We start from the raw sequence: 17,416 nt of genomic DNA, 5'->3' as shown, positions 1-17,416 counted from the left end.
GCGGTTCGCACCTCGTGCGTCGCTGCGGCGGCGGGCTGGCACCTGCACGACGAGCGGATCACCGTCACCCCCGAGATCGCCACCGGCGCGGTCATCCTCGCCATGGACCCGCGAGCCGCCGAGTTCAAAGGTATGCGCCGCCAACTGCTCCCGGCCGAGCACGTCTTCTCCCGCCGCGCGGACCTGTTCACCTTCGCCGCGCTCGGCCAGCTCCACGTCACCAACAATTGGCATCGCCTCGCACGAGAGTGGCTCTACGACGAGCCGCCCACAACCGATATGGGGCGTGCGATCGAGCAGTGGCGACGCACCCGGCAACATCGCGGGTGACGCGGGCGGCTCACCGGCAGCAGGCGTCGACCGCGGCTACCCACCGAGCTCACCCTGCCCGGTAAACCGGGCGAGCACGCGCGAACTCGCCGCAACCGAGCCGGGCGCAAATAACGGGCGAATCTCCTTGCGACAAAGGAGAATTCGCCACAGCCGCGCCACGTGTTAACTCCGATATTACTCAGGATTCATGGCGTCGATACGGATTTCTCGCTACTGTTGACGGAGCCTACAAAGCGGTGGGAATCGAGATCTCACATCGGCCGGGGGAAAACAGTCGCCCGTAGGAGAGTTCCCAGTGAAGTATCCAGTTTGCGCCCGCGTGCTCGGTCCATTGACGCTTGCTGTCAATAATCACAACGCGACACCGACTGCCCAGAAGCAGCGGCAGTTGCTGGCATTACTCTTGGTCCGGCACGACACCGTGGTTCCGGTGACGTCTTTGATCGAAGAATTGTGGAACGACGATCCGCCGCGCAGCGCCGTGACAGTCGTGCAGACCTATGTCCTCGGAATCCGTAAAAAGATAGCGGCGCAGCTCGGGGTGGGACAGGCAGAGGTGGCCGAACGTTTTCTCCGGACCCGCAGTAAGGGCTATTCCTTCGACGTCAAGGACTGCGTGTTCGATCTGCGTGACTACCAGTCCATGTCCGAAGCCGCCCGATGCGCCGCCAAGACCGGCGACGACCAGCGGGCGGTGGATCTGTTCGGCGCGGCGGAGGCGCTGTGGAGCGGTCCCGCGCTGGTGGACGTGGAGGCCGGCATCCCGCTCGCCGCCGAGATATCGCATCTGGATCATCTGCGGCTGACCAACATCGAGCTGCGCGTCGAGGCAGAGTTGCGTCTGGGCAGGCATCGCGAGGTGTGCCCCGATCTGGCGCGGCTGGCCATGCAGCATCCGCTCCACGAGCGGCTCCAGGCGTACTACATGTTCGCCCTGTGCCGCTCGGGGCAGCGTGCCCGCGCCTTGGCCGCCTATCAGCAGTTCAGCAGGTTCATGCAGGGTGAGCTGGGGCTGGATCCGTGCCAGAAGTTGCAGAAGCTGCACCAGGACATCCTGGCCGCCTCCGACGTCTCGGTGAGCGCGATGCTCAACAGCCGCCACGCCGGCTATCTGATCGGGTGGCACTCCCCCGAGTACCGCACCGCCGCCGCCGAGACCGCCTGACGCCGTGCGCGGAGCTCGGCCGCGAGCCGAGCCCCGGGCGAACCTCCGGCGCGCTCATCCCCGCCCGAGGAGCTCGTCCACCAATCCGGTGGTATGCGTCGCGGCACGCATCGCCGGGTGGTCGAGCACCTCGCGCAGGAAGTCCCGGGTGGTCGCGACGCGGGTGCCGGAGATCCGGAATTCCTCCAGCGCCCGCCGCATCCGGGCGAGCGCCCGGTCGCGGTCCGGCGCCCACACCACCAGCTTGGCCAGCAGCGAATCGTAGTGCGGGGGTATGGAATAACCCACGTGCGCATGGGTGTCCACGCGGACGAAAGGACCTCCCGGCGGCGTGAATTCCGCCAGGACTCCCGGGGCGGGCGCGAATTCGGCCGCAGGGTCTTCGGCGTTGATCCGGCATTCGATCGCCGCACCGCGCAGGACGATATCTTCCTGCACGATGCCGAGAGATTGCCCTGCGGCAACACGAATCTGTTCGGCGATCAAATCGATGCCTGTTACCATTTCGGTGACCGGATGTTCGACCTGAATCCGGCAGTTCACCTCCATGAAATAGTGATTGCCCTCCTGATCGACCAAGAATTCCACGGTTCCGGCACCGGTATAGCCTGCCTCCAACACACCGTTCACGGCGGATCTGCCCATTCGGTCGGCAAGACCTTCCGGCAGCAGCGGAGCCGGCGATTCCTCGATCAATTTCTGATGTCTGCGCTGCACCGAGCAGTCGCGTTCACCCAGGTGCACGCCGTTGCCGTGGCCGTCGCACAGCACCTGGATCTCGACGTGCCTCGCCGCGGCGAGATACTTCTCCAGATACACCCGGCTGTCGCCGAACAACATCCGCGCCGTCGCCCTGGTCTCCTGATAGGCGCGCGGGAACGCCGCACTCTCGTGCACCACCTGCATGCCGCGCCCACCTCCGCCCGCCGCCGCCTTGATGATCACCGGGAAGCCGATCGAATCCGCGAGTGCGTGTGCCTCGTCGAGTTCGAGCGGATCGAGGCTGCCCGGCAGTAGCGGCAATCCCGCCTTCGCCATCAGCGTGCGCGCCGACTGCTTGTCACCGAGCTGGGCCATCACGTCGGCGGGCGGCCCGATCAGCGTGACGCCCGCCGCGCGGCAGGCGTCGGCGAAATCCGGTGACTCCGACAGGAATCCGTACCCCGGATGGATCGCGTCGGCGCCGGAGAGCTCGGCGGCGGCGAGAATCGCCGCGGCGTTCAGATAACTGCGCTTGGCCGTGGACGGGCCGATCTGCACCGCCTCGTCGGCGAAACGCACCACCGCCGAGTCGGCATCGGCGACCGAGTGCACCGCCACCGTGCGCAGGCCGAGCTCACGGCAGGTGCGCGCGACACGCAGCGCGATCTCACCGCGATTGGCGATCAGGATCTTCTCGAACATGGCGCTACTCCTACGCGACCGACCGGACCAGGACCTGCTGCCGCGCACCGAACCGCCGGAAGCGGGCGCGCCGCTCGTCGGCCAGCTCCGCACCGCTGCGCCCTGCCAGCTCGCCGAGGGTCGCGACCAGAGCGCGGTGCAACTGCTCGGCCGCGGCCACAGGAGCCGCGCCCACGTCGTCACCCGGCTCGGGCAGTACCGCGTCGACCACCCCGAGACGCAGGAGGTCACGCGCGGTGAGCGCCAGCGCGGCCGCGGCCAGGGGCGCGGCCGCAGGGTCGTTCCATACGATCGCCGCGCAACCCTCCGAGCTGATCACCGAGTACGTCCCGTTCGCGAACATCAGCACCCGGTTGGCCACACCGAGCGCCAAAGCCCCGCCGCTGCCGCCTTCGCCGATCACCACACTGATCACCGGCACCCGTAGTGCGGACATCAAACGAATGTTCTCCGCGATGACGATCGCCTGCCCCTGCTCCTCGGCGGTCGCGCCCGGGTACGCGCCGGGCGTGTCGATCAAGGTGATGACGGGCAGCCCGAGCTTCTCGGCGAGCCGCATGAGCCGCGCCGCCTTGCGATAGCCGGCCGGGGTCGGCATGCCGAAGTTGCGTTCCATCAGCTCCTTCGGATCGTGTCCCTTCTGGTGGCCGATCACCATCACCGGTCGCCCGCCCAGCCACGCCGTTCCGCCCACCACCGCGGCGCAGTCGCCCGAGATCCGGTCGCCGCACAACTCGCGGAACTCGTCGAAAGCGAGTGCGAAGTAATCGAGCGCGGTCGGTCGCTGCGGGGCCCGTGCGCGGCGGACCTGCGTCCAGGGATCGGTCGCGGGAACGCGGGCCGGATCGGTGATCACTCCCGCGTCCGCGGGCACGAGGGGCTCGGCCGGATCGACCGGGCCCGCGGCCCGCAGCAGCGCGCCGAGCGCCTGCCGCAGGCCGGCACGCGGCACGATCATATCGATCAGCCCGCGTTCCAGCAGGAATTCGGCGGTCTGGAACTTCGGCGGCAAATCCTGCCGGATAGTCTGCTCGATCACCCGGCGCCCGGCGAACCCGAGACGCGCACCCGGCTCGGCGATCAGCACGTCGGAGAGCGTGGCGAAGGAGGCCGCGACGCCGCCGTAGGTGGGATCGGTGATCACACTGACGGTGAGAATGCCCGCCCGGTCCAGCTGCTCCAGCGCCGCGCTGGTCTTGGCCATCTGCATCAGCGACAGCGGCCCCTCCTGCATCCGGGCGCCGCCCGAGGCGGTGACGATGATCAGCGGGATACGCCGGACCAGCGCGGTTTCGGCGGCAGCGGTGATCATCTCGCCCACCGCGATGCCGAGACTGCCGCCCAGGAAGCGGAAGTCCATGGCGGCGATCACCACCGGCCTGCCTTCGATCGCGGCCAGCGCGCACAGCACCGCGTCGTGCATCCCGGTGCGAGCGCGCGCGGCGGCCAGCCGATCCCGGTAGGACTTGGTGTCGGTGAAGGTCAGCGGGTCATCGTCGGTGGCAGCGACCGGCAGCGGCTCGAAGCGTCCCTCATCGGCGAGCTGCCCGGCGCGCTGTTCGGCGGTGATCGGCGTGTGCCTGCCGCATTCGCCGCAGACGCCGAGGTCGCGGGCGAACCGTTTGCCGTACAGCGGGATCAGGCATGCCGGGCAGAGCACCCAGTCCGCGGCGGCGTCATCTCGGCCGTGTGCTGACTTCATCACGCGTGTCTCCTTGCTCGGGGAACGGGTGATCGATCCGGGCAGCGCCGGCCGGGCGATCACAACGACAGCGTGCACCCCGCCGCTCGAGAACAACTCGATTCGTTCGCTCGAGCGATGTTCGAGGGACGTCCTCGATGCTCGATCACACCATCGAAGGGAGAATCGCCATGAACACCACAGCATCCGGTGGTACGCGATGAGCCGCCGCGTTGTCGTCACCGGGCTCGGGGTCCGCGCGCCCGGCGGGTCGGGCAAGGACGAGTTCTGGAAGCTTTTGTCGGAAGGCCGTACCGCGACGCGCCGGATCTCGTTCTTCGACGCCTCGCCGTACCGGTCCCAGGTGGCCGGCGAAGCGGACTTCGATCCGGTGCGGGAAGGTTTGTCGCCCAGGGAGATTCGGCGCATGGACCGTGCGGTGCAGTTCGCCGTGGTCTGCGCGCGGGAGGCGGTGGCCGACAGCGGGCTCGACTTCGCGGCGGTCGATCCGCACCGGCTCGGCGTGAGCCTCGGCAGTGCGGTCGCTGCGGCCACCAGCCTGGAGCGTGAATACCTGGTGCTGTCGGACTCCGGCAAGAACTGGCTGGTCGACGAGACGTATCTCTCCCCGCACATGTTCGACTACATGATCCCCAGCGTGATGCCCGCGGAGGTGGCCTGGAGCGTGGGGGCGGAGGGACCCGTGGCGATGGTCTCCAACGGGTGCACGTCGGGACTGGACTCGGTCGGGCACGCGGTGCAGCTGATCCGTGAGGGCTCGGCCGATGTCATGGTGGCCGGCGCATCGGACACCCCCATCACCCCGATCGTGGTGGCCTGCTTCGACGCGATCAAGGCGACCACACCGCGCAACGACGAGGCGGAAGTGGCCTCGCGGCCGTTCGACAACTCGCGTAACGGGTTCGTCCTCGCCGAGGGCGCCGCGATGTTCGTGCTGGAGGAATACGAGAGCGCCCGCAAGCGCGGCGCGCACATCTACGCCGAGATCTCCGGCTACGCGACTCGCTGCAACGCCTATCACATGACGGGCCTCAAGGCGGACGGTCGCGAGATGGCCGAGGCGATCCGGGTCGCGCTCGACGAATCCAGGATCGACCCCACCGGGGTGGACTACATCAACGCGCACGGTTCGGGCACCAGGCAGAACGACCGGCACGAGACCGCCGCGGTGAAGCGCAGTCTCGGCGCGCACGCCTACGCCACGCCGATGAGCTCGATCAAGTCCATGGTCGGGCACTCGCTCGGCGCGATCGGATCGGTCGAGATCGCCGCCTCGCTGCTGGCGCTGGAATACCAGGTGGTGCCGCCGACGGCGAACCTGCACGAGCCCGACCCGGAGTGCGATCTGGACTACGTTCCGCTGGTCGCCCGGGACCACCGGATGAACACGGTGCTCAGCGTGGGCAGCGGCTTCGGCGGATTCCAGAGCGCGATGGTGCTGCGCAAGGCCGAGGCGGTGGCGGCATGATGCTGGTGACCGGAATCGGTGTGCTCGCGCCGAACGGCGTCGGCGTGGAGCGTTTCTGGGATGCCGTGCTGGCCGGTCGCGGCGGCATCGCGCCGCTCACCCGGTTCGACAGCAGCCGCTCGGCGGCGCGCCTCGCCGGCCAGGTGACCGATTTCGACGCCGGCGAGCACCTGCCGAGCCGACTGCTGCCGCAGACCGACATCTCCACCCGGATGGCGCTGGTCACCGCGCAGTGGGCGCTGGACGACGCGAAGGTCGACACCGCGACGATGACCGACTACGACATGGGCGTGGTGACCGGAAACGCCTCCGGCGGCTTCGAATTCACGCACCGGGAGTTCAACAAGCTGTGGTCGCTGGGCTCCGGGCACGTCAGCGTGTACGAGTCCTTCGCGTGGTTCTACGCGGTGAACACCGGCCAGATCTCCATCCGGCACGGCATGCGCGGGCCGAGCAGCGCCTTGGTCGCCGAGCAGGCCGGCGGGCTGGACGCGATCGGCCACGCGCGCCGCACCGTGCGACGCGGGACGCCGCTGGTGGTCACCGGTGGCGTCGATTCGGCGCTGGATCCGTGGGGCTGGGCCTCGCACGTGTCCAGCGGTGCGGTGAGCACCGCGACCGACCCCGAACGCGCCTACCTGCCGTTCGACGCCGCCGCCGCCGGGTATGTGCCCGGTGAGGGCGGCGCGATGCTGGTGGTCGAGGACGCCGCCGCGGCGCGGGCCCGTGGTGTTCCGAAGGTGTACGGCGAAATCGCCGGATACGCCTCGACATTCGATCCGCCGCCAGGTTCGGCGCGCCCGTCGGGTCTGCGCCGCGCCGCCGAACTCGCGCTGGCCGACGCCGGGATGACGCCCGGTGACATCGATGTGGTGTTCGCCGACGCCTCCGGCATACCCGACCGCGACGGCGACGAGGCCGCCACCATCGAGGCGATGTTCGGGCCCGGCGGCGTTCCGGTCACCGCGTCGAAACCGCTGACCGGGCGCCTGTTCTCCGGCGCGGGCCCGCTCGACATCGTGACCGCGCTACTGGCGATGCGCGACTCGGTCATCCCGCCGACCGCTCACACCACCACGCTCGCCGAGAACTACCGGATCGATCTGGTCCTCGGCGCCCCGCGCACCGCCACGGTCGGCGGTGCGCTCGTCCTGGCCCGCGGGCGCTGGGGCTTCAACTCCGCGGTCGTCGTGCGCGCCGTATCCGACCGAGTACTCCCAGGGAGCGAATCATGACCATGACCATCACCGAACTACGCCGGATTCTCGTGGACTGCGCGGGCGGCGAGGACCTCGCCGAACTCGACGGCGACATCGCCGCCGCGGAATTCGAGGAGCTGGGCTACGACTCGCTCGCGCTCATCGAGACCGCGGCGCGGATTCAGCGCGACTTCGGCGTCACGATCCCGGAGGAGCAGCTCATCGAGGTCAAGACGCCACAAGAGCTGGTCGACATCGTGAACGCCCAGCTGCGGGGCGCGGCGTGAGCGTCAGGCCCGAGGGCGGCAGCGCGTGTGACCACGCGAGGCCCGCACCCGCCGAGGAGGACAGAGCATGAACACCAGCGTGATGAGCCACACCAAGGTGGTGCACGCCGCGCCCCAGGTCGTCTACGACCTGGTCGCCGACGTGACCAGATGGCCGGTGATCTTCGAGCCGAGTGTGCTGGTGCGCCACCTGCACCGCGGGCCGGACGAGGAGCGCTTCCGGCTGTGGGCGACCGTGGGTGGCGCGGTGAAGAACTGGACGTCGCGGCGGGTGCTGGACGCCGGGCAGCGCCGCATCGCCTTCGAGCAGGAACGCAGCCAGGCGCCGATCGCCTCGATGGGCGGCGGCTGGTCGTTCCGCGAGATCGGTCCTGGCACGACGAAAGTGACGCTGGATCACCACTTCACGGTGGTGGACGGTGTCGAACCCGAGCAGGTCGCCGCGTCGGTGGACCGCAACAGCGAGACCGAGCTCGCGGCGCTGGCCCGCATCGCCGAACTCGGCCACCCGGTACAAGAGGTGATCCACACCTTCCAGGACACGGTGCCGCTGGAGTGCTCGGCCGCCGAGGCGTACGACTTCGTCTACCACAGTGAACGCTGGCCCGAGCAGGTGCCGCACGTCGGCCGCATCGAGCTCACCGAGGAGGCCGAGGGCGTGCAGCTGATGGAGATGGATACGGTGACCGCGGGCGGGATTGCGCACACCACCAGGTCGATCCGGGTGTGCTTCCCCGGCGATCGGATCGATTACAAGCAGCTGGTTCCGCCCGCGATACTGTTCGGCCACAGCGGCGCTTGGGAATTCGCCGACGGGCCGGACGGCGCCATGGTGACCGCACGGCACACCGTGGCGATCAATCCGGCGGCCGCGCGCGAGATACTCGGTGCGACCACCGATCTCGCCGACGCCCGCGCATATCTCACCGAGGCGCTGTCGAGCAACAGCCGCAATACGCTGCGGTGCGCGGAGCGCTACGCCGCGACGACGAAGTCGCCGACATGACAGCCACCGACACGGCGGCCACACCGCGCGTGCACGAGGTCGCCGACGGCGTCTACGCCTACACACACAGCCGTGGCGGCTGGTGTGTCAGCAACGCCGGGGTGCTGACCGGGCCGGACGGCGCGGTGGTGATCGACACGCTGGCGACGGAGGCACGCACCCGGGCCCTTGTCGAGTTCGTCGACGGGTTGGGTACCGGCCCGGCACGCACCGTCGTGAACACCCACCACCACGGCGACCACAACTTCGGCAACCACCTGTTCGGGCCGACCGCCGTCGTTATCGGCCACGACCGGATCCGGCCCGAGATGATCGAGACCGGGCTGGCGCTGACCAAGCTGTGGCCCGACGTCGAATGGGGCGATGCGCGGGTCACGTTGCCGAGCATCACGTTCAGCTATCACCTCACCTTGCACCAGGGCGAGCGCCGGGTGGAGCTCATCCACTTCGGGACCGCCGCGCACACCACCAATGACGTGGTGGCGTGGCTGCCCGAGCAGCGCGTGCTGTTCGCCGGGGATCTGGTGATGGCGGGCGCGGCGCCGTTCTGCCTGATGGGGTCGATCAGCGGTTCGATCACGGCGGTCCGGCGGCTGGCCGCGCTGGGCGCGGAGACGGTCGTCGCCGGGCACGGCCCGGTCACCGGGCCGGAGATCTTCGACCAGACGCTGCGGTACCTGCGCTGGGTACAGGATCTGGCGGAGGAGGGACGCGCGCTCGGTCTGACGCCGCTGGCCATCGCGCTGGAGGCCGACCACGGCGAGTTCGCCGAACTGGTCGATCAGGAGCGGTTGGTCGGCAACCTGTATCGCGCGGACGCGGAACTGAGCGGCGGCCGGCTCGGCGAGCCATTGGACGTGCTGGCGATCTTCGACGAGATGGTGCTCTACAACGGCGGGCAGGTGCCGGCGTGCCTGGCCTGAGCACCGTATCGGTGCGGGTCTGCGTGATCGGCGGTGGCCCCGCCGGACTGATGACGGGACTGCTGCTGGCGCGCTCCGGCGTGGACGTGCTCGTACTGGAGAAGCATCCGGATTTCCTGCGGGATTTCCGCGGCGACACGGTGCACACCTCGACGCTGCTGGCGATGAACGAACTCGGCTTGGCCGAGGAGTTCCTGGCGCTGCCGCATGTCGAGCTACCTCAGCTGCCGATGGCGACCGCCACCGGTCCGGTGGTGTTCGCGGACTTCAGCGCTCTGCCAGGGCCCTTTCCGTTCGTGGCGTTCATGCCGCAGTGGGACGTGCTGAATTTCCTCGCCGAGGCCGCCCGCCGCTACCCCGGCTTCCGCCTCGTCCAGGAGGCGGAGGTCACCGAGCTGGTCGAGCGCGACGGCACGGTGGTCGGCGCACGCGCCCGGACCCCGGACGGACCCCTGCGGATCACCGCCGACCTGGTGATCGCGGCTGACGGACGGCACTCGATCGTGCGCAGGTCGGGCCTGCTCGAGGTCGCCGCCAGCGCGGCGCCGATGGACGTGCTGTGGTTCCGGGTGAGCAAACCCGAGGGCGAACGCCTGCCCACCGTGCGCAGCGGGAAAGGGTTCTTCATCGTCTGTATCGATCGCGGAGATTATCTTCAGGTCGCCTACATGATTCCGAAGGGCGGCTTCGCGACCATCCGGACCGCGGGGCTGGCGCGGTTCCGCGCGGATCTGGCCGCCATCTATCCTGCGCTCGCGCCGTATCTGGACGCGGAGATCTCGGATTGGAGCGACGTGAAGCCGCTCGACGTGCGGGTGGACCGGCTGCGCCGCTGGTACCGGCCGGGGCTGGTGGCGATCGGGGACGCGGCGCACGCGATGTCCCCGGCCGGCGGAGTCGGGATCAATCTGGCCGTGCAGGATGCCATCGCGGCCGCCCGGCTGCTGGCGCCGATTCTCACCACGGGCGCGACTGTGACCACAGCCCAGCTGCGCGCCATCCAGCGCCGCCGCGAATTCCCCATGCGCGTGGTGCAATTCGCGCAATTGCGTCTGCTGGCCGACCTCTACCCCAGCGCGGGACGGGCGGGAACCGACAGCCCGCTGCTGGTCCGGCTGCTCCGCCGTTTCCCGCGCCTGCCCCGGCTGGTGGCCCGGGTGATCGGCCTCGGTGTCCGCCCCGAGCCGGTGCCGCCCGCGGTCACTTCGACCGAAACCACCTCGGCCCGCACGAAACTCAGGGAGAACTGAACATGTCGACCTACTTGCTCATCCACGGCGCCTTCCATGGCGGATGGGTCTGGCAGCGGGTGACCCCTCTGCTCGAAGGCGCGGGCCATCGCGTCCTGGCCCCTTCGCTGGTCGGTCTCGGCGACCGCGCGGACCTGCTCACCGCGGACGTCGGCCTCGACACCCACGTGCGGGATCTGATCGATCTGGTCACCTCCGAGGACCTGACCGGTGTCGTCCTGGTCGGGCACAGTTACGGCGGCATCGTCGTCACCGCCCTGGCCGACGCCGTGCCGGACCGCATCGCCGAACTCGTCTACATCGATACCTTCGTGCCCCGCGACGGCGAAGCGGTGGCCGACATCATGCCCGGCATGGTCGAGGCGTTCGCCGCCGCGGCGGCCGCCACCGGCGACGGCTGGAGGGTGCCGCCGCAAACCGAACCGTCGGGCGACGGCGGGCTGTACGGGGTCACGGAGGAACCCGACCTCGGCTGGGTGGCGTCCATGCAGACACCGCAATCGCTGAAGACCTTCCAGCAGCCGATGACCTTGACCGATCCTGCGGCGCTGGCCGCGATTCCGGTGACCCACGTCCACTGCGGTGAAGGCGGCGAGGACTTCAAAGCGATGCGCGCGGCCATGCCCCGCACCTTGCCGCCCGCCGACCTGCCCCCCGACCGGCTCCACGTGCTCCCCACCGGGCACGACTGCATGATCACAATGCCGCGTGAATTGGCCGGATGCCTGCTCGAGCTCTCCGCTCGACCAGCACCGGCGCCGTGAACGTCCGGCTGCTGTGCACAACGGGGGTTTCGATACCGATCGGACGGTGACGCCGTAGCGCAACTGCGCTCGGCGTCCCTCCGTGCCGGCCGGAAGCCGAGGGATCAGCCCGCAGACCCGGCGGCGTCATAGGCGGCGCGCGCGGCGAGCACCTCGCCGAGGTGTTCGCCGGACCAGGCCACGATGCTGCCGAACACCGGAGTCAGCGTCGCGGCGAGCGGGGTCGCCTCGTACTCGACGCGCGGCGGAACCTCGGGGTGATAGGTGCGCGCGACCAGGCCGTCGCGTTCGAGCTGACGGAGGCGCTGGGTGAGGACTTTGGGGGTCAGGCCGGGAATTCGCTGTTGCAGTTCGGTGAAGCGCAGCCTGCCGTCGTGGATGAGAACCCAGAGGACCTGGGTGGACCAGCGGCCGAACACCAGGTCGATGACCGGCGTGATCGGACAGGGGTCGATGGGCGTTTCAGGCGCGGTAGTCATACGTCCTCCCGGTAAGTCACTTTCCCCTTGGTTACTACTATACTTTGGAAAGTAGTCTGTTCCCAGATTCGCGCACACGCGAAATCCGAAGGGAGCATTGTCATGACGACGACAACGGTGGCCGGACGCCTGGACCTACCGCGCCGCTCCGGCGATCGGCCCAGCACCCGCGAGCACAATCCGCACCAGCAGCTCAGCCAGATCGCACCCGCCGAACTGCAAGAGGAACTGTGGTCGCGGATGAGCACGCTCGACGGCGTTCTGCTCGGCCACAGCGGAGTATCCCTGCCCGACACCCGCGCCCTGCACCTGCGGCCCACGATGTCCAAGGGGCCCGCCGAGGCGTACCTCGCGGGCACCGAATTCGCCCACCTGCACGGGCGCGGCGACGGCAGTCTGCACACGTGCCTGCCGGAAGACGTCGTGGCACAGGCGATCCGGCAGGGCTGGGCCGAACCGCATCCGATGACCCGGCAGGGCTACCTGCCCGGGACGGTAGTGATGGTCTACGGGCCGCGCGACCGTACGGAGCTGGACGTCGTCTGGCAGCTGGTGCGGATCAGTCACGGTTTCGCCCGCCACGCGGCTACAGCGTGATTAGAGCGGCTGCCGCCATCGTCGGTGCCATGAACGCAACCGATCTTGTGGGCACCTGGGAACTGTTGTCCTACTACGACATCGACGAGCAGAACACGACCAGCCGGGGGCCACTCGGCGACTCGCCGCGCGGACTGTTGATCTACAGCGCGCACGGCTACATGTCGGTGAGCATGATGCGCACGGACGGAGCCCCGGGCGCGAACCCGTTCATGGGCTACGCCGGCACGTGGTGGCGGTCCGGCACCGAGGTGGTGCACGCGATCAGCGTCTGCTCCAACCCCGCGTGGGCGCAGACCGAGCAGGTGCGGCAGATGTCGCTGAACGGCGATGTGCTCACGCTCATCGGCTCCGCCCAGGTCGGCGGGCGGACCCAGCGGCGGGTGCTCACCTGGCGCCGCAGCGGTCCGCCCGCCTGACCATGTGGTCATTCCGGAGAGTACGAAAACAAAGGCTCATCGAATTGAACCGGTTCGTTGTCTTCCTTGAGTATCCCGGTGATCTCCCCGCCCGTCTGGGCGGTCACCGGGATCATCAGCTTCATCGCCTCGACGATGGCGATCTGCTGCCCGGCGCTCACCCGGTCACCGACCTCGACGAACGGATCCGCGCCCGGCTCAGGGCACCGATAGAACACGCCGACACTGGGCGCGCGCACGACCGCGCCGAGCGCCGGACCATCCGGGACGGCAACGGCTTCCACCGCAGCCGCCGCGGGGAGTGCCGGGACGGCGGCCTGCCATTCGGCCTCGACCGTCACCTCCCCCACCTGGAATCGCAGCGCGCTCGGCTGCTGCGGGAAACCCGCGAGCAATCGCAACGCGCCGGTCTGGATCGCCTCCAGCACCCGGAGATAGTCCTCGTGCCCCGTGGCCGGGGCATCGGCGGTGTTTTCGTCCACTGCGGTCATTGCCGTCGCTCCTTGTCAGTAATTACCGAGACCGCCACAGACGTTCAGCGCCTGCGCGGTGACCGCGCCCGCGCCCGGACCGATCAGGTAGTCGACCATCGCCGCCACCTCGAACGGTTGCACGTAGCGACCGATCGGTACCCGCGCGCTGACCCGGGCGTGCACCTCGTCGGTGTCGACACCCCACAGCCCGGAGTAGACCTCGCGCACGCGCTCGGCCATCGGCGTCTCCACGAAACCGGGGCATACGGCGTTGACCGTGATGCCGGTCTTGGCCAGTTCGAGCCCGAGCGCCTTGGTGAACCCGACCACCCCATGCTTGGACGCGGAGTACGGAGCGCCGTGCACGACGCCCTGTTTGCCTCCCGTGGAAGCGATGTTGACGATCCGTCCGCTGCCGCGTTCGAGCATGCCGCCCGCGTTCAGCACCGCCTTGGTCATCAGGAACACGCTGTTGAGATTGGTGTTGATCACGTCGAACCACAGTTCGTCGCTCACGCTGGCGGTGACGCCGCCGCCGCTGCGGCCCGCGTTGTTGATCAGGATGTCGATCGGGCCGTAGCGCCGCACACCCGCGTCGACGTACTCGCGTACCTGCGCGGCGTCGGCGACATCGCAGATTGTGCCGTCCACCTCGTGCCCCTCGTCCTGCAGGCTTTTCACCGTGTCGGTCACCCGCTGCTGATCGCGGGCGCAGAGGAACACCGCGATGCCCTGGGCCGCCAGGCTTTTGGTGATCTCCAGGCCCATTCCGCTGGTCGCTCCGGTGACCAGCGCGACGCGCCGATTTTCCGCCATGACTCCTCCATCGGTAGATCTTCCGAACTCGCCGGGCTCTTCGATCACCAGGGTCGACCGGCGTCCTATAGATCCGGTCAACCGCCGGTGGCCAGTCACGGCTCAACCGAGGCTCTAGCGGCGTCGGCCACTGTGGCGTGCAGCCGAGCCCCGCCGCACCCACAGGAGCAACCATGACCACCGTCGCAAGCCGCACCGAGTTGTACGCCCAGGTCCAGCAGTTCTACGCCGAGCAGATGCAGCGGCTGGACAGCCGCGATATCCCCGGCTACGCCGCGACCTTCACCGAGGACGCCGAGTTCGAGCACACGCCGGGCATCCCGCCCGCCCGCACCAGAGCGGGCATCATCGCGGACCTGGTCGAGTTCCACAAGCGCTTCGAGACCGACCCGATGCAGCGCAGGCATTGGTTCAACATGATCAACCTACAGCCGCAGGACGACGGAACCATCGTGTCCACCGCCTACTGCCTGGTGGTCAAGATCCGCCCGAACTGCAAGCCGGAGATCGCGCCGAGCTGCGTCGTGCACGACGTGCTGGTCCACGTCGACGGCGCGTTACTGACCCGGTCGCGGCGCGTCGTCCACGACTGATTTCGATTGTTCCCGAACACTATTCGAGGAGAACCCACGTGAACCCCGTTCAGCCAGCCCTGCTCACGCTCGCCGCCGACGCCCAGGACCTGTTGTTCCGGGATGCTCGCACGGCGAACACCTTCACCGATGAGCCGGTCACCGACGAACAGATCCGCGAGATCTACGAACTGGTCAAATACGGCCCCACATCGATGAATCAGCAACCGCTGCGGATCGTTCTGGTGCGCAGCGCCGAGGCTCGCGCCAGGCTGGTCACCCACATGATCGACAACAACAAGCCGAAAACCGCCGCCGCGCCGCTGTCGGCGATCCTGGCGGCCGACCTGAACTTCCACGAGAACCTGCCCAAGGTGTTCCCGCACGCCCCCGAGGCCAAGGACTACTTCGCCGATCCGGATCAACGCGCCGAGTCCGCGCGCGCCAACACCTTGATCCAGATCGGCTACTTCATCCTCGGCATCCGAGCAGCTGGCTTGGCGGCGGGCCCGATGAACGGTTTCGACGGCCCCGGCCTGGACAAGGACTTCTTCCCGGACGGAAACCACACCGGCCTCGTCGTGGTCAATATCGGCAAGCCGGGACCGAGCGCGTGGTTCCCGCGTTCACCGCGACTGGACTACGACGAGGTGGTCAGCACGGTCTAGGGCGGCAGTGCGGGCGACCGGAGCCGGGCACTTCGAGCCGAGACCAGCGCGTCACTCGCGGCCCTGCACGCCGGTGCGGCGTTTGTAGATCATGTGCGTGCCCCAGCCGCTCAGTGCGGCGGCGAGCACCATGTACCCCGCGTAGACGGCGACAAGGAGCAGGCCGTACTCGCGAACCCATCCGCTCAACAATCCCGATGCGGTAAGCCCGACGAGCAGCAGCACGGCGCCCACGACGACGGCCGGCACACCCAGTGGCGCGAGGTCGTCGTCGGCACCGGTCTGCTGCTGCCGCGTCGAGGCGCGGTGCGCGGGGCTCCAGCCGAGGCCGAGCCCTGACCTGTCGTTGTTCGATACATCGGCGGAAACTCTGGTGACCATGGTGTCCTCCAGGCGGCCGTTGGTGTCGACCGGGTTTGCGATCCCGCGGCGGGAGCCTCGGTCAACGATCGCCTTCTTCGGGGTCTTCGGGCCACGATGCCGGGGAACGATTCCTCCGCCCGGCACCGCGATCGGTATCGAATCGGAGTCGGCTGGCGACCAACTGCGAATCAGTCTGCTTCGTACGCTACGGCTGGAATACGTTGCCCGCATCACACCGATCTCCTTCCCGCCGCCGATACCGGACCGTGACCTTTCTCGGCAATGCGTCCGCTGAGCGGGAACGGTGGCCATCCTCGGCGAAGCGAATCAGCACCTATTGCGCAGCAAACTCATAGCGGTCGTTTATCGAATCGTTAGCAAGAGCCTCGAAACCGATCGCGTTCGCGGCACGCGATCGGCTTCGAAGTTGCGGGCGCGTCGCCCGCGAGGCCGCATAATCGGCTCACCGACGCGAGAAGGACCGCAGCGATGCACGTGAAGAACATGAGCCTCGGGAGCCTGTTGATCTTGGCCTGGTTGATCATCGGCCTGATCGCGGCAGGTCAACGCGATTATTTCGACAGAGGTCCGATCAACTGCGCCGGCTTCGGGTCGATTGCCCTGACGGTACTCGCCGGTCCACTGAATTACCTGGGCCTCAATCCCAAGATCACCGATTGCAACGTGCCCCAGCCGAGCCCGTAACCCAGAGCAGCAGGGGGTCTCACCGCGCGGTCAATTTGTCGCAGCGCGCCGCGATCGCGGCGCGCAAGGGTTCGTGCACCACGGTCAGCTCGATCGGGTTCGACCGGCGGTGTGGTCGGGAAGCCCAGTGGCAGCTGTTGCTGGAAGATGCTCAGGCCGGTCGTCGTCGCACAGCGTCGGAGATGACCGCCGCCACGAACTTTTCCACCGCCGACGCAGCCGGCAGGCCGCAGTCACGATCGGTGAACAACAGATGCCCCCCACCGACCAAGGACAAAGTGAGTGACTCCAGGTCGGCATCAGCGGCGATACGGCCCAATTCCCGCTCATCGGTCAAATACGCGCAGATCGCGGACGTCACCTCGGCGAGAATCGCCATCCCGCCACCCGGCCTGGCCTGACGCAGTCGTGCCCGCAACTCGTCACGGAAGGTGATCAACGGAATGATCGCCATCGCCACCGGCCCCAACAGATCGATCAACGCACTGCTCAGATTGGCGGCCACCGTACCGGCGCCCGCGCACGCGCGCAACGCACTCCCCCGCGCCTCGAGCCGCGCAGCCCGGTCGAGCACAAGATCGGCGAGAAAAGCGTCGAAGTCGGTGAAATGCCGATGCAGAACGCCTTTGGCACACCCCGCCTCCCCGGTCACCGCCCGGCTGGTCAGCCCGTTCGGCCCCGCACGCAGCAGCACACGCTCGGCAGCGTCGAACAATTGCTGCCGCGCATCGCGAAGGTGCACCCCAGTCGGCACTCACAGATCCTCTCCGGCGTCGAGTCACCGGCATTATTGCTCAGTGGGCATGCGCCCACTAAAGTGGGC

General features: G+C 68.3%; 20 protein-coding genes and 1 pseudogene. 14 read left to right on the top strand and 7 right to left on the bottom strand.

The annotated features are described in order from the left end of the window. Positions 1–24: 24 nt before the first annotated feature. A pseudogene (locus LTT66_RS26695) lies at positions 25–330 on the top strand (AarF/ABC1/UbiB kinase family protein); the annotation flags it as partial. A 298-nt stretch (positions 331–628) separates the two neighbouring features. Next, on the top strand, positions 629–1,498 hold the full coding sequence (locus LTT66_RS26690; protein WP_233061160.1) for an AfsR/SARP family transcriptional regulator: 870 nt from the start codon (positions 629–631) through the stop codon (positions 1,496–1,498). A 54-nt stretch (positions 1,499–1,552) separates the two neighbouring features. Here the strand turns inward: LTT66_RS26690 and LTT66_RS26685 are convergent, their stop codons facing one another. Both LTT66_RS26685 and accA read right to left on the bottom strand, forming a co-directional pair. Beyond that, positions 1,553–2,902 (bottom strand): acetyl-CoA carboxylase biotin carboxylase subunit, encoded by a 1,350-nt coding sequence (locus LTT66_RS26685; RefSeq protein WP_233061159.1) that lies wholly within the window; start codon positions 2,900–2,902, stop codon positions 1,553–1,555. A gap of 10 nt (positions 2,903–2,912) precedes the next feature. Then, entirely contained in the window at positions 2,913–4,604 is a 1,692-nt protein-coding gene (gene accA, locus LTT66_RS26680) for an acetyl-CoA carboxylase carboxyl transferase subunit alpha (protein WP_233069409.1), read from the bottom strand. A gap of 199 nt (positions 4,605–4,803) precedes the next feature. Between accA and LTT66_RS26675 the strand changes: the two genes are divergently transcribed. From LTT66_RS26675 to LTT66_RS26645, 7 genes are all read left to right on the top strand, one after another. Continuing rightward, the gene (locus LTT66_RS26675; RefSeq protein WP_233061157.1) at positions 4,804–6,072 is read left to right on the top strand and encodes a beta-ketoacyl-[acyl-carrier-protein] synthase family protein; all 1,269 of its coding nucleotides are present in this window, start codon (positions 4,804–4,806) and stop codon (positions 6,070–6,072) included. Beyond that, the gene (locus tag LTT66_RS26670; protein WP_233061155.1) at positions 6,069–7,307 is read left to right on the top strand and encodes a ketosynthase chain-length factor; all 1,239 of its coding nucleotides are present in this window, start codon (positions 6,069–6,071) and stop codon (positions 7,305–7,307) included. Before LTT66_RS26675 ends, LTT66_RS26670 begins: the two co-directional genes overlap by 4 nt. Beyond that, positions 7,304–7,558: an acyl carrier protein gene (locus LTT66_RS26665; protein ID WP_220135886.1), complete on the top strand. Its 255-nt coding sequence runs from the start codon at positions 7,304–7,306 to the stop codon at positions 7,556–7,558. Before LTT66_RS26670 ends, LTT66_RS26665 begins: the two co-directional genes overlap by 4 nt. 67 nt (positions 7,559–7,625) lie before the next feature. Beyond that, positions 7,626–8,564 (top strand): aromatase/cyclase, encoded by a 939-nt coding sequence (locus tag LTT66_RS26660; protein WP_233061153.1) that lies wholly within the window; start codon positions 7,626–7,628, stop codon positions 8,562–8,564. Beyond that, the gene (locus LTT66_RS26655) at positions 8,561–9,487 is read left to right on the top strand and encodes an MBL fold metallo-hydrolase (protein ID WP_233061151.1); all 927 of its coding nucleotides are present in this window, start codon (positions 8,561–8,563) and stop codon (positions 9,485–9,487) included. The genes LTT66_RS26660 and LTT66_RS26655 overlap by 4 nt, the downstream gene beginning before the upstream one ends. Next, positions 9,475–10,737, top strand: a complete 1,263-nt coding sequence (locus LTT66_RS26650) for an FAD-dependent oxidoreductase (RefSeq protein ID WP_233061149.1) — start codon at positions 9,475–9,477, stop codon at positions 10,735–10,737. Before LTT66_RS26655 ends, LTT66_RS26650 begins: the two co-directional genes overlap by 13 nt. A 2-nt stretch (positions 10,738–10,739) precedes the next feature. Next, positions 10,740–11,501, top strand: coding sequence for an alpha/beta fold hydrolase (locus LTT66_RS26645; RefSeq protein ID WP_195105074.1), 762 nt, complete (start codon positions 10,740–10,742; stop codon positions 11,499–11,501). Between the two features lie 104 nt (positions 11,502–11,605). Here the strand turns inward: LTT66_RS26645 and LTT66_RS26640 are convergent, their stop codons facing one another. After that, positions 11,606–11,980 (bottom strand): winged helix-turn-helix transcriptional regulator, encoded by a 375-nt coding sequence (locus LTT66_RS26640; RefSeq protein WP_233061148.1) that lies wholly within the window; start codon positions 11,978–11,980, stop codon positions 11,606–11,608. 102 nt (positions 11,981–12,082) lie between these two features. Here LTT66_RS26640 and LTT66_RS26635 point away from each other — a divergent pair, with 102 nt between their 5' ends. Both LTT66_RS26635 and LTT66_RS26630 read left to right on the top strand, forming a co-directional pair. After that, positions 12,083–12,577: a luciferase domain-containing protein gene (locus LTT66_RS26635; RefSeq protein WP_233061146.1), complete on the top strand. Its 495-nt coding sequence runs from the start codon at positions 12,083–12,085 to the stop codon at positions 12,575–12,577. A 29-nt stretch (positions 12,578–12,606) separates the two neighbouring features. Then, entirely contained in the window at positions 12,607–12,996 is a 390-nt protein-coding gene (locus LTT66_RS26630; protein WP_233061144.1) for a lipocalin-like domain-containing protein, read from the top strand. 8 nt (positions 12,997–13,004) lie between these two features. Here LTT66_RS26630 and LTT66_RS26625 read toward each other — a convergent pair whose 3' ends face one another. Both LTT66_RS26625 and LTT66_RS26620 read right to left on the bottom strand, forming a co-directional pair. Then, positions 13,005–13,424: an acetyl-CoA carboxylase biotin carboxyl carrier protein gene (locus LTT66_RS26625; RefSeq protein WP_233061143.1), complete on the bottom strand. Its 420-nt coding sequence runs from the start codon at positions 13,422–13,424 to the stop codon at positions 13,005–13,007. Positions 13,425–13,502: 78 nt separating this feature from the next. Next, the gene (locus tag LTT66_RS26620; RefSeq protein WP_195105056.1) at positions 13,503–14,285 is read right to left on the bottom strand and encodes an SDR family NAD(P)-dependent oxidoreductase; all 783 of its coding nucleotides are present in this window, start codon (positions 14,283–14,285) and stop codon (positions 13,503–13,505) included. 173 nt (positions 14,286–14,458) lie between these two features. On the opposite strand from LTT66_RS26620, the gene LTT66_RS26615 reads away from it, so the two are divergent. Next, entirely contained in the window at positions 14,459–14,878 is a 420-nt protein-coding gene (locus tag LTT66_RS26615; RefSeq protein WP_233061141.1) for a nuclear transport factor 2 family protein, read from the top strand. A gap of 38 nt (positions 14,879–14,916) precedes the next feature. Beyond that, positions 14,917–15,525, top strand: a complete 609-nt coding sequence (locus LTT66_RS26610) for a malonic semialdehyde reductase (protein ID WP_233061139.1) — start codon at positions 14,917–14,919, stop codon at positions 15,523–15,525. A 51-nt stretch (positions 15,526–15,576) separates the two neighbouring features. On the opposite strand, the gene LTT66_RS26605 is transcribed toward LTT66_RS26610, so the two are convergent. Continuing rightward, complete coding sequence (locus LTT66_RS26605; protein WP_233061137.1) at positions 15,577–15,906, bottom strand: hypothetical protein; 330 nt, start codon at positions 15,904–15,906, stop codon at positions 15,577–15,579. 471 nt (positions 15,907–16,377) lie between these two features. Between LTT66_RS26605 and LTT66_RS26600 the strand changes: the two genes are divergently transcribed. Continuing rightward, positions 16,378–16,593, top strand: a complete 216-nt coding sequence (locus LTT66_RS26600) for a hypothetical protein (RefSeq protein ID WP_228826866.1) — start codon at positions 16,378–16,380, stop codon at positions 16,591–16,593. Between the two features lie 151 nt (positions 16,594–16,744). Here LTT66_RS26600 and LTT66_RS26595 read toward each other — a convergent pair whose 3' ends face one another. Then, a complete protein-coding gene (locus LTT66_RS26595; RefSeq protein ID WP_233061135.1) occupies positions 16,745–17,347 on the bottom strand; it encodes a TetR/AcrR family transcriptional regulator in 603 nt (200 codons plus the stop codon). Positions 17,348–17,416 lie beyond the last annotated feature (69 nt).

The organism is Nocardia gipuzkoensis, from assembly GCF_021183645.1.
GTDB lineage: Bacteria > Actinomycetota > Actinomycetes > Mycobacteriales > Mycobacteriaceae > Nocardia > Nocardia abscessus.
Note: the sequence above shows the minus strand (reverse complement) of the source record. Positions and strands in the feature narration are given on the sequence as shown.

Bases quoted from the DNA above. Each gene is read 5' to 3' on its own strand.
- LTT66_RS26670 (WP_233061155.1), top strand. From the start codon at position 6,069: ATGATGCTGGTGACCGGAATCGGTGTGCTCGCGCCGAACGGCGTCGGC.
- LTT66_RS26620 (WP_195105056.1), bottom strand. From the start codon at position 14,285: ATGGCGGAAAATCGGCGCGTCGCGCTGGTCACCGGAGCGACCAGCGGA.
- LTT66_RS26685 (WP_233061159.1), bottom strand. From the start codon at position 2,902: ATGTTCGAGAAGATCCTGATCGCCAATCGCGGTGAGATCGCGCTGCGT.
- LTT66_RS26605 (WP_233061137.1), bottom strand. From the start codon at position 15,906: ATGGTCACCAGAGTTTCCGCCGATGTATCGAACAACGACAGGTCAGGG.
- LTT66_RS26635 (WP_233061146.1), top strand. From the start codon at position 12,083: ATGACGACGACAACGGTGGCCGGACGCCTGGACCTACCGCGCCGCTCC.
- LTT66_RS26630 (WP_233061144.1), top strand. From the start codon at position 12,607: ATGAACGCAACCGATCTTGTGGGCACCTGGGAACTGTTGTCCTACTAC.
- LTT66_RS26645 (WP_195105074.1), top strand. From the start codon at position 10,740: ATGTCGACCTACTTGCTCATCCACGGCGCCTTCCATGGCGGATGGGTC.
- LTT66_RS26660 (WP_233061153.1), top strand. From the start codon at position 7,626: ATGAACACCAGCGTGATGAGCCACACCAAGGTGGTGCACGCCGCGCCC.
- LTT66_RS26640 (WP_233061148.1), bottom strand. From the start codon at position 11,980: ATGACTACCGCGCCTGAAACGCCCATCGACCCCTGTCCGATCACGCCG.
- LTT66_RS26600 (WP_228826866.1), top strand. From the start codon at position 16,378: ATGCACGTGAAGAACATGAGCCTCGGGAGCCTGTTGATCTTGGCCTGG.
- LTT66_RS26665 (WP_220135886.1), top strand. From the start codon at position 7,304: ATGACCATGACCATCACCGAACTACGCCGGATTCTCGTGGACTGCGCG.
- LTT66_RS26615 (WP_233061141.1), top strand. From the start codon at position 14,459: ATGACCACCGTCGCAAGCCGCACCGAGTTGTACGCCCAGGTCCAGCAG.
- LTT66_RS26675 (WP_233061157.1), top strand. From the start codon at position 4,804: ATGAGCCGCCGCGTTGTCGTCACCGGGCTCGGGGTCCGCGCGCCCGGC.
- accA (WP_233069409.1), bottom strand. From the start codon at position 4,604: ATGAAGTCAGCACACGGCCGAGATGACGCCGCCGCGGACTGGGTGCTC.
- LTT66_RS26655 (WP_233061151.1), top strand. From the start codon at position 8,561: ATGACAGCCACCGACACGGCGGCCACACCGCGCGTGCACGAGGTCGCC.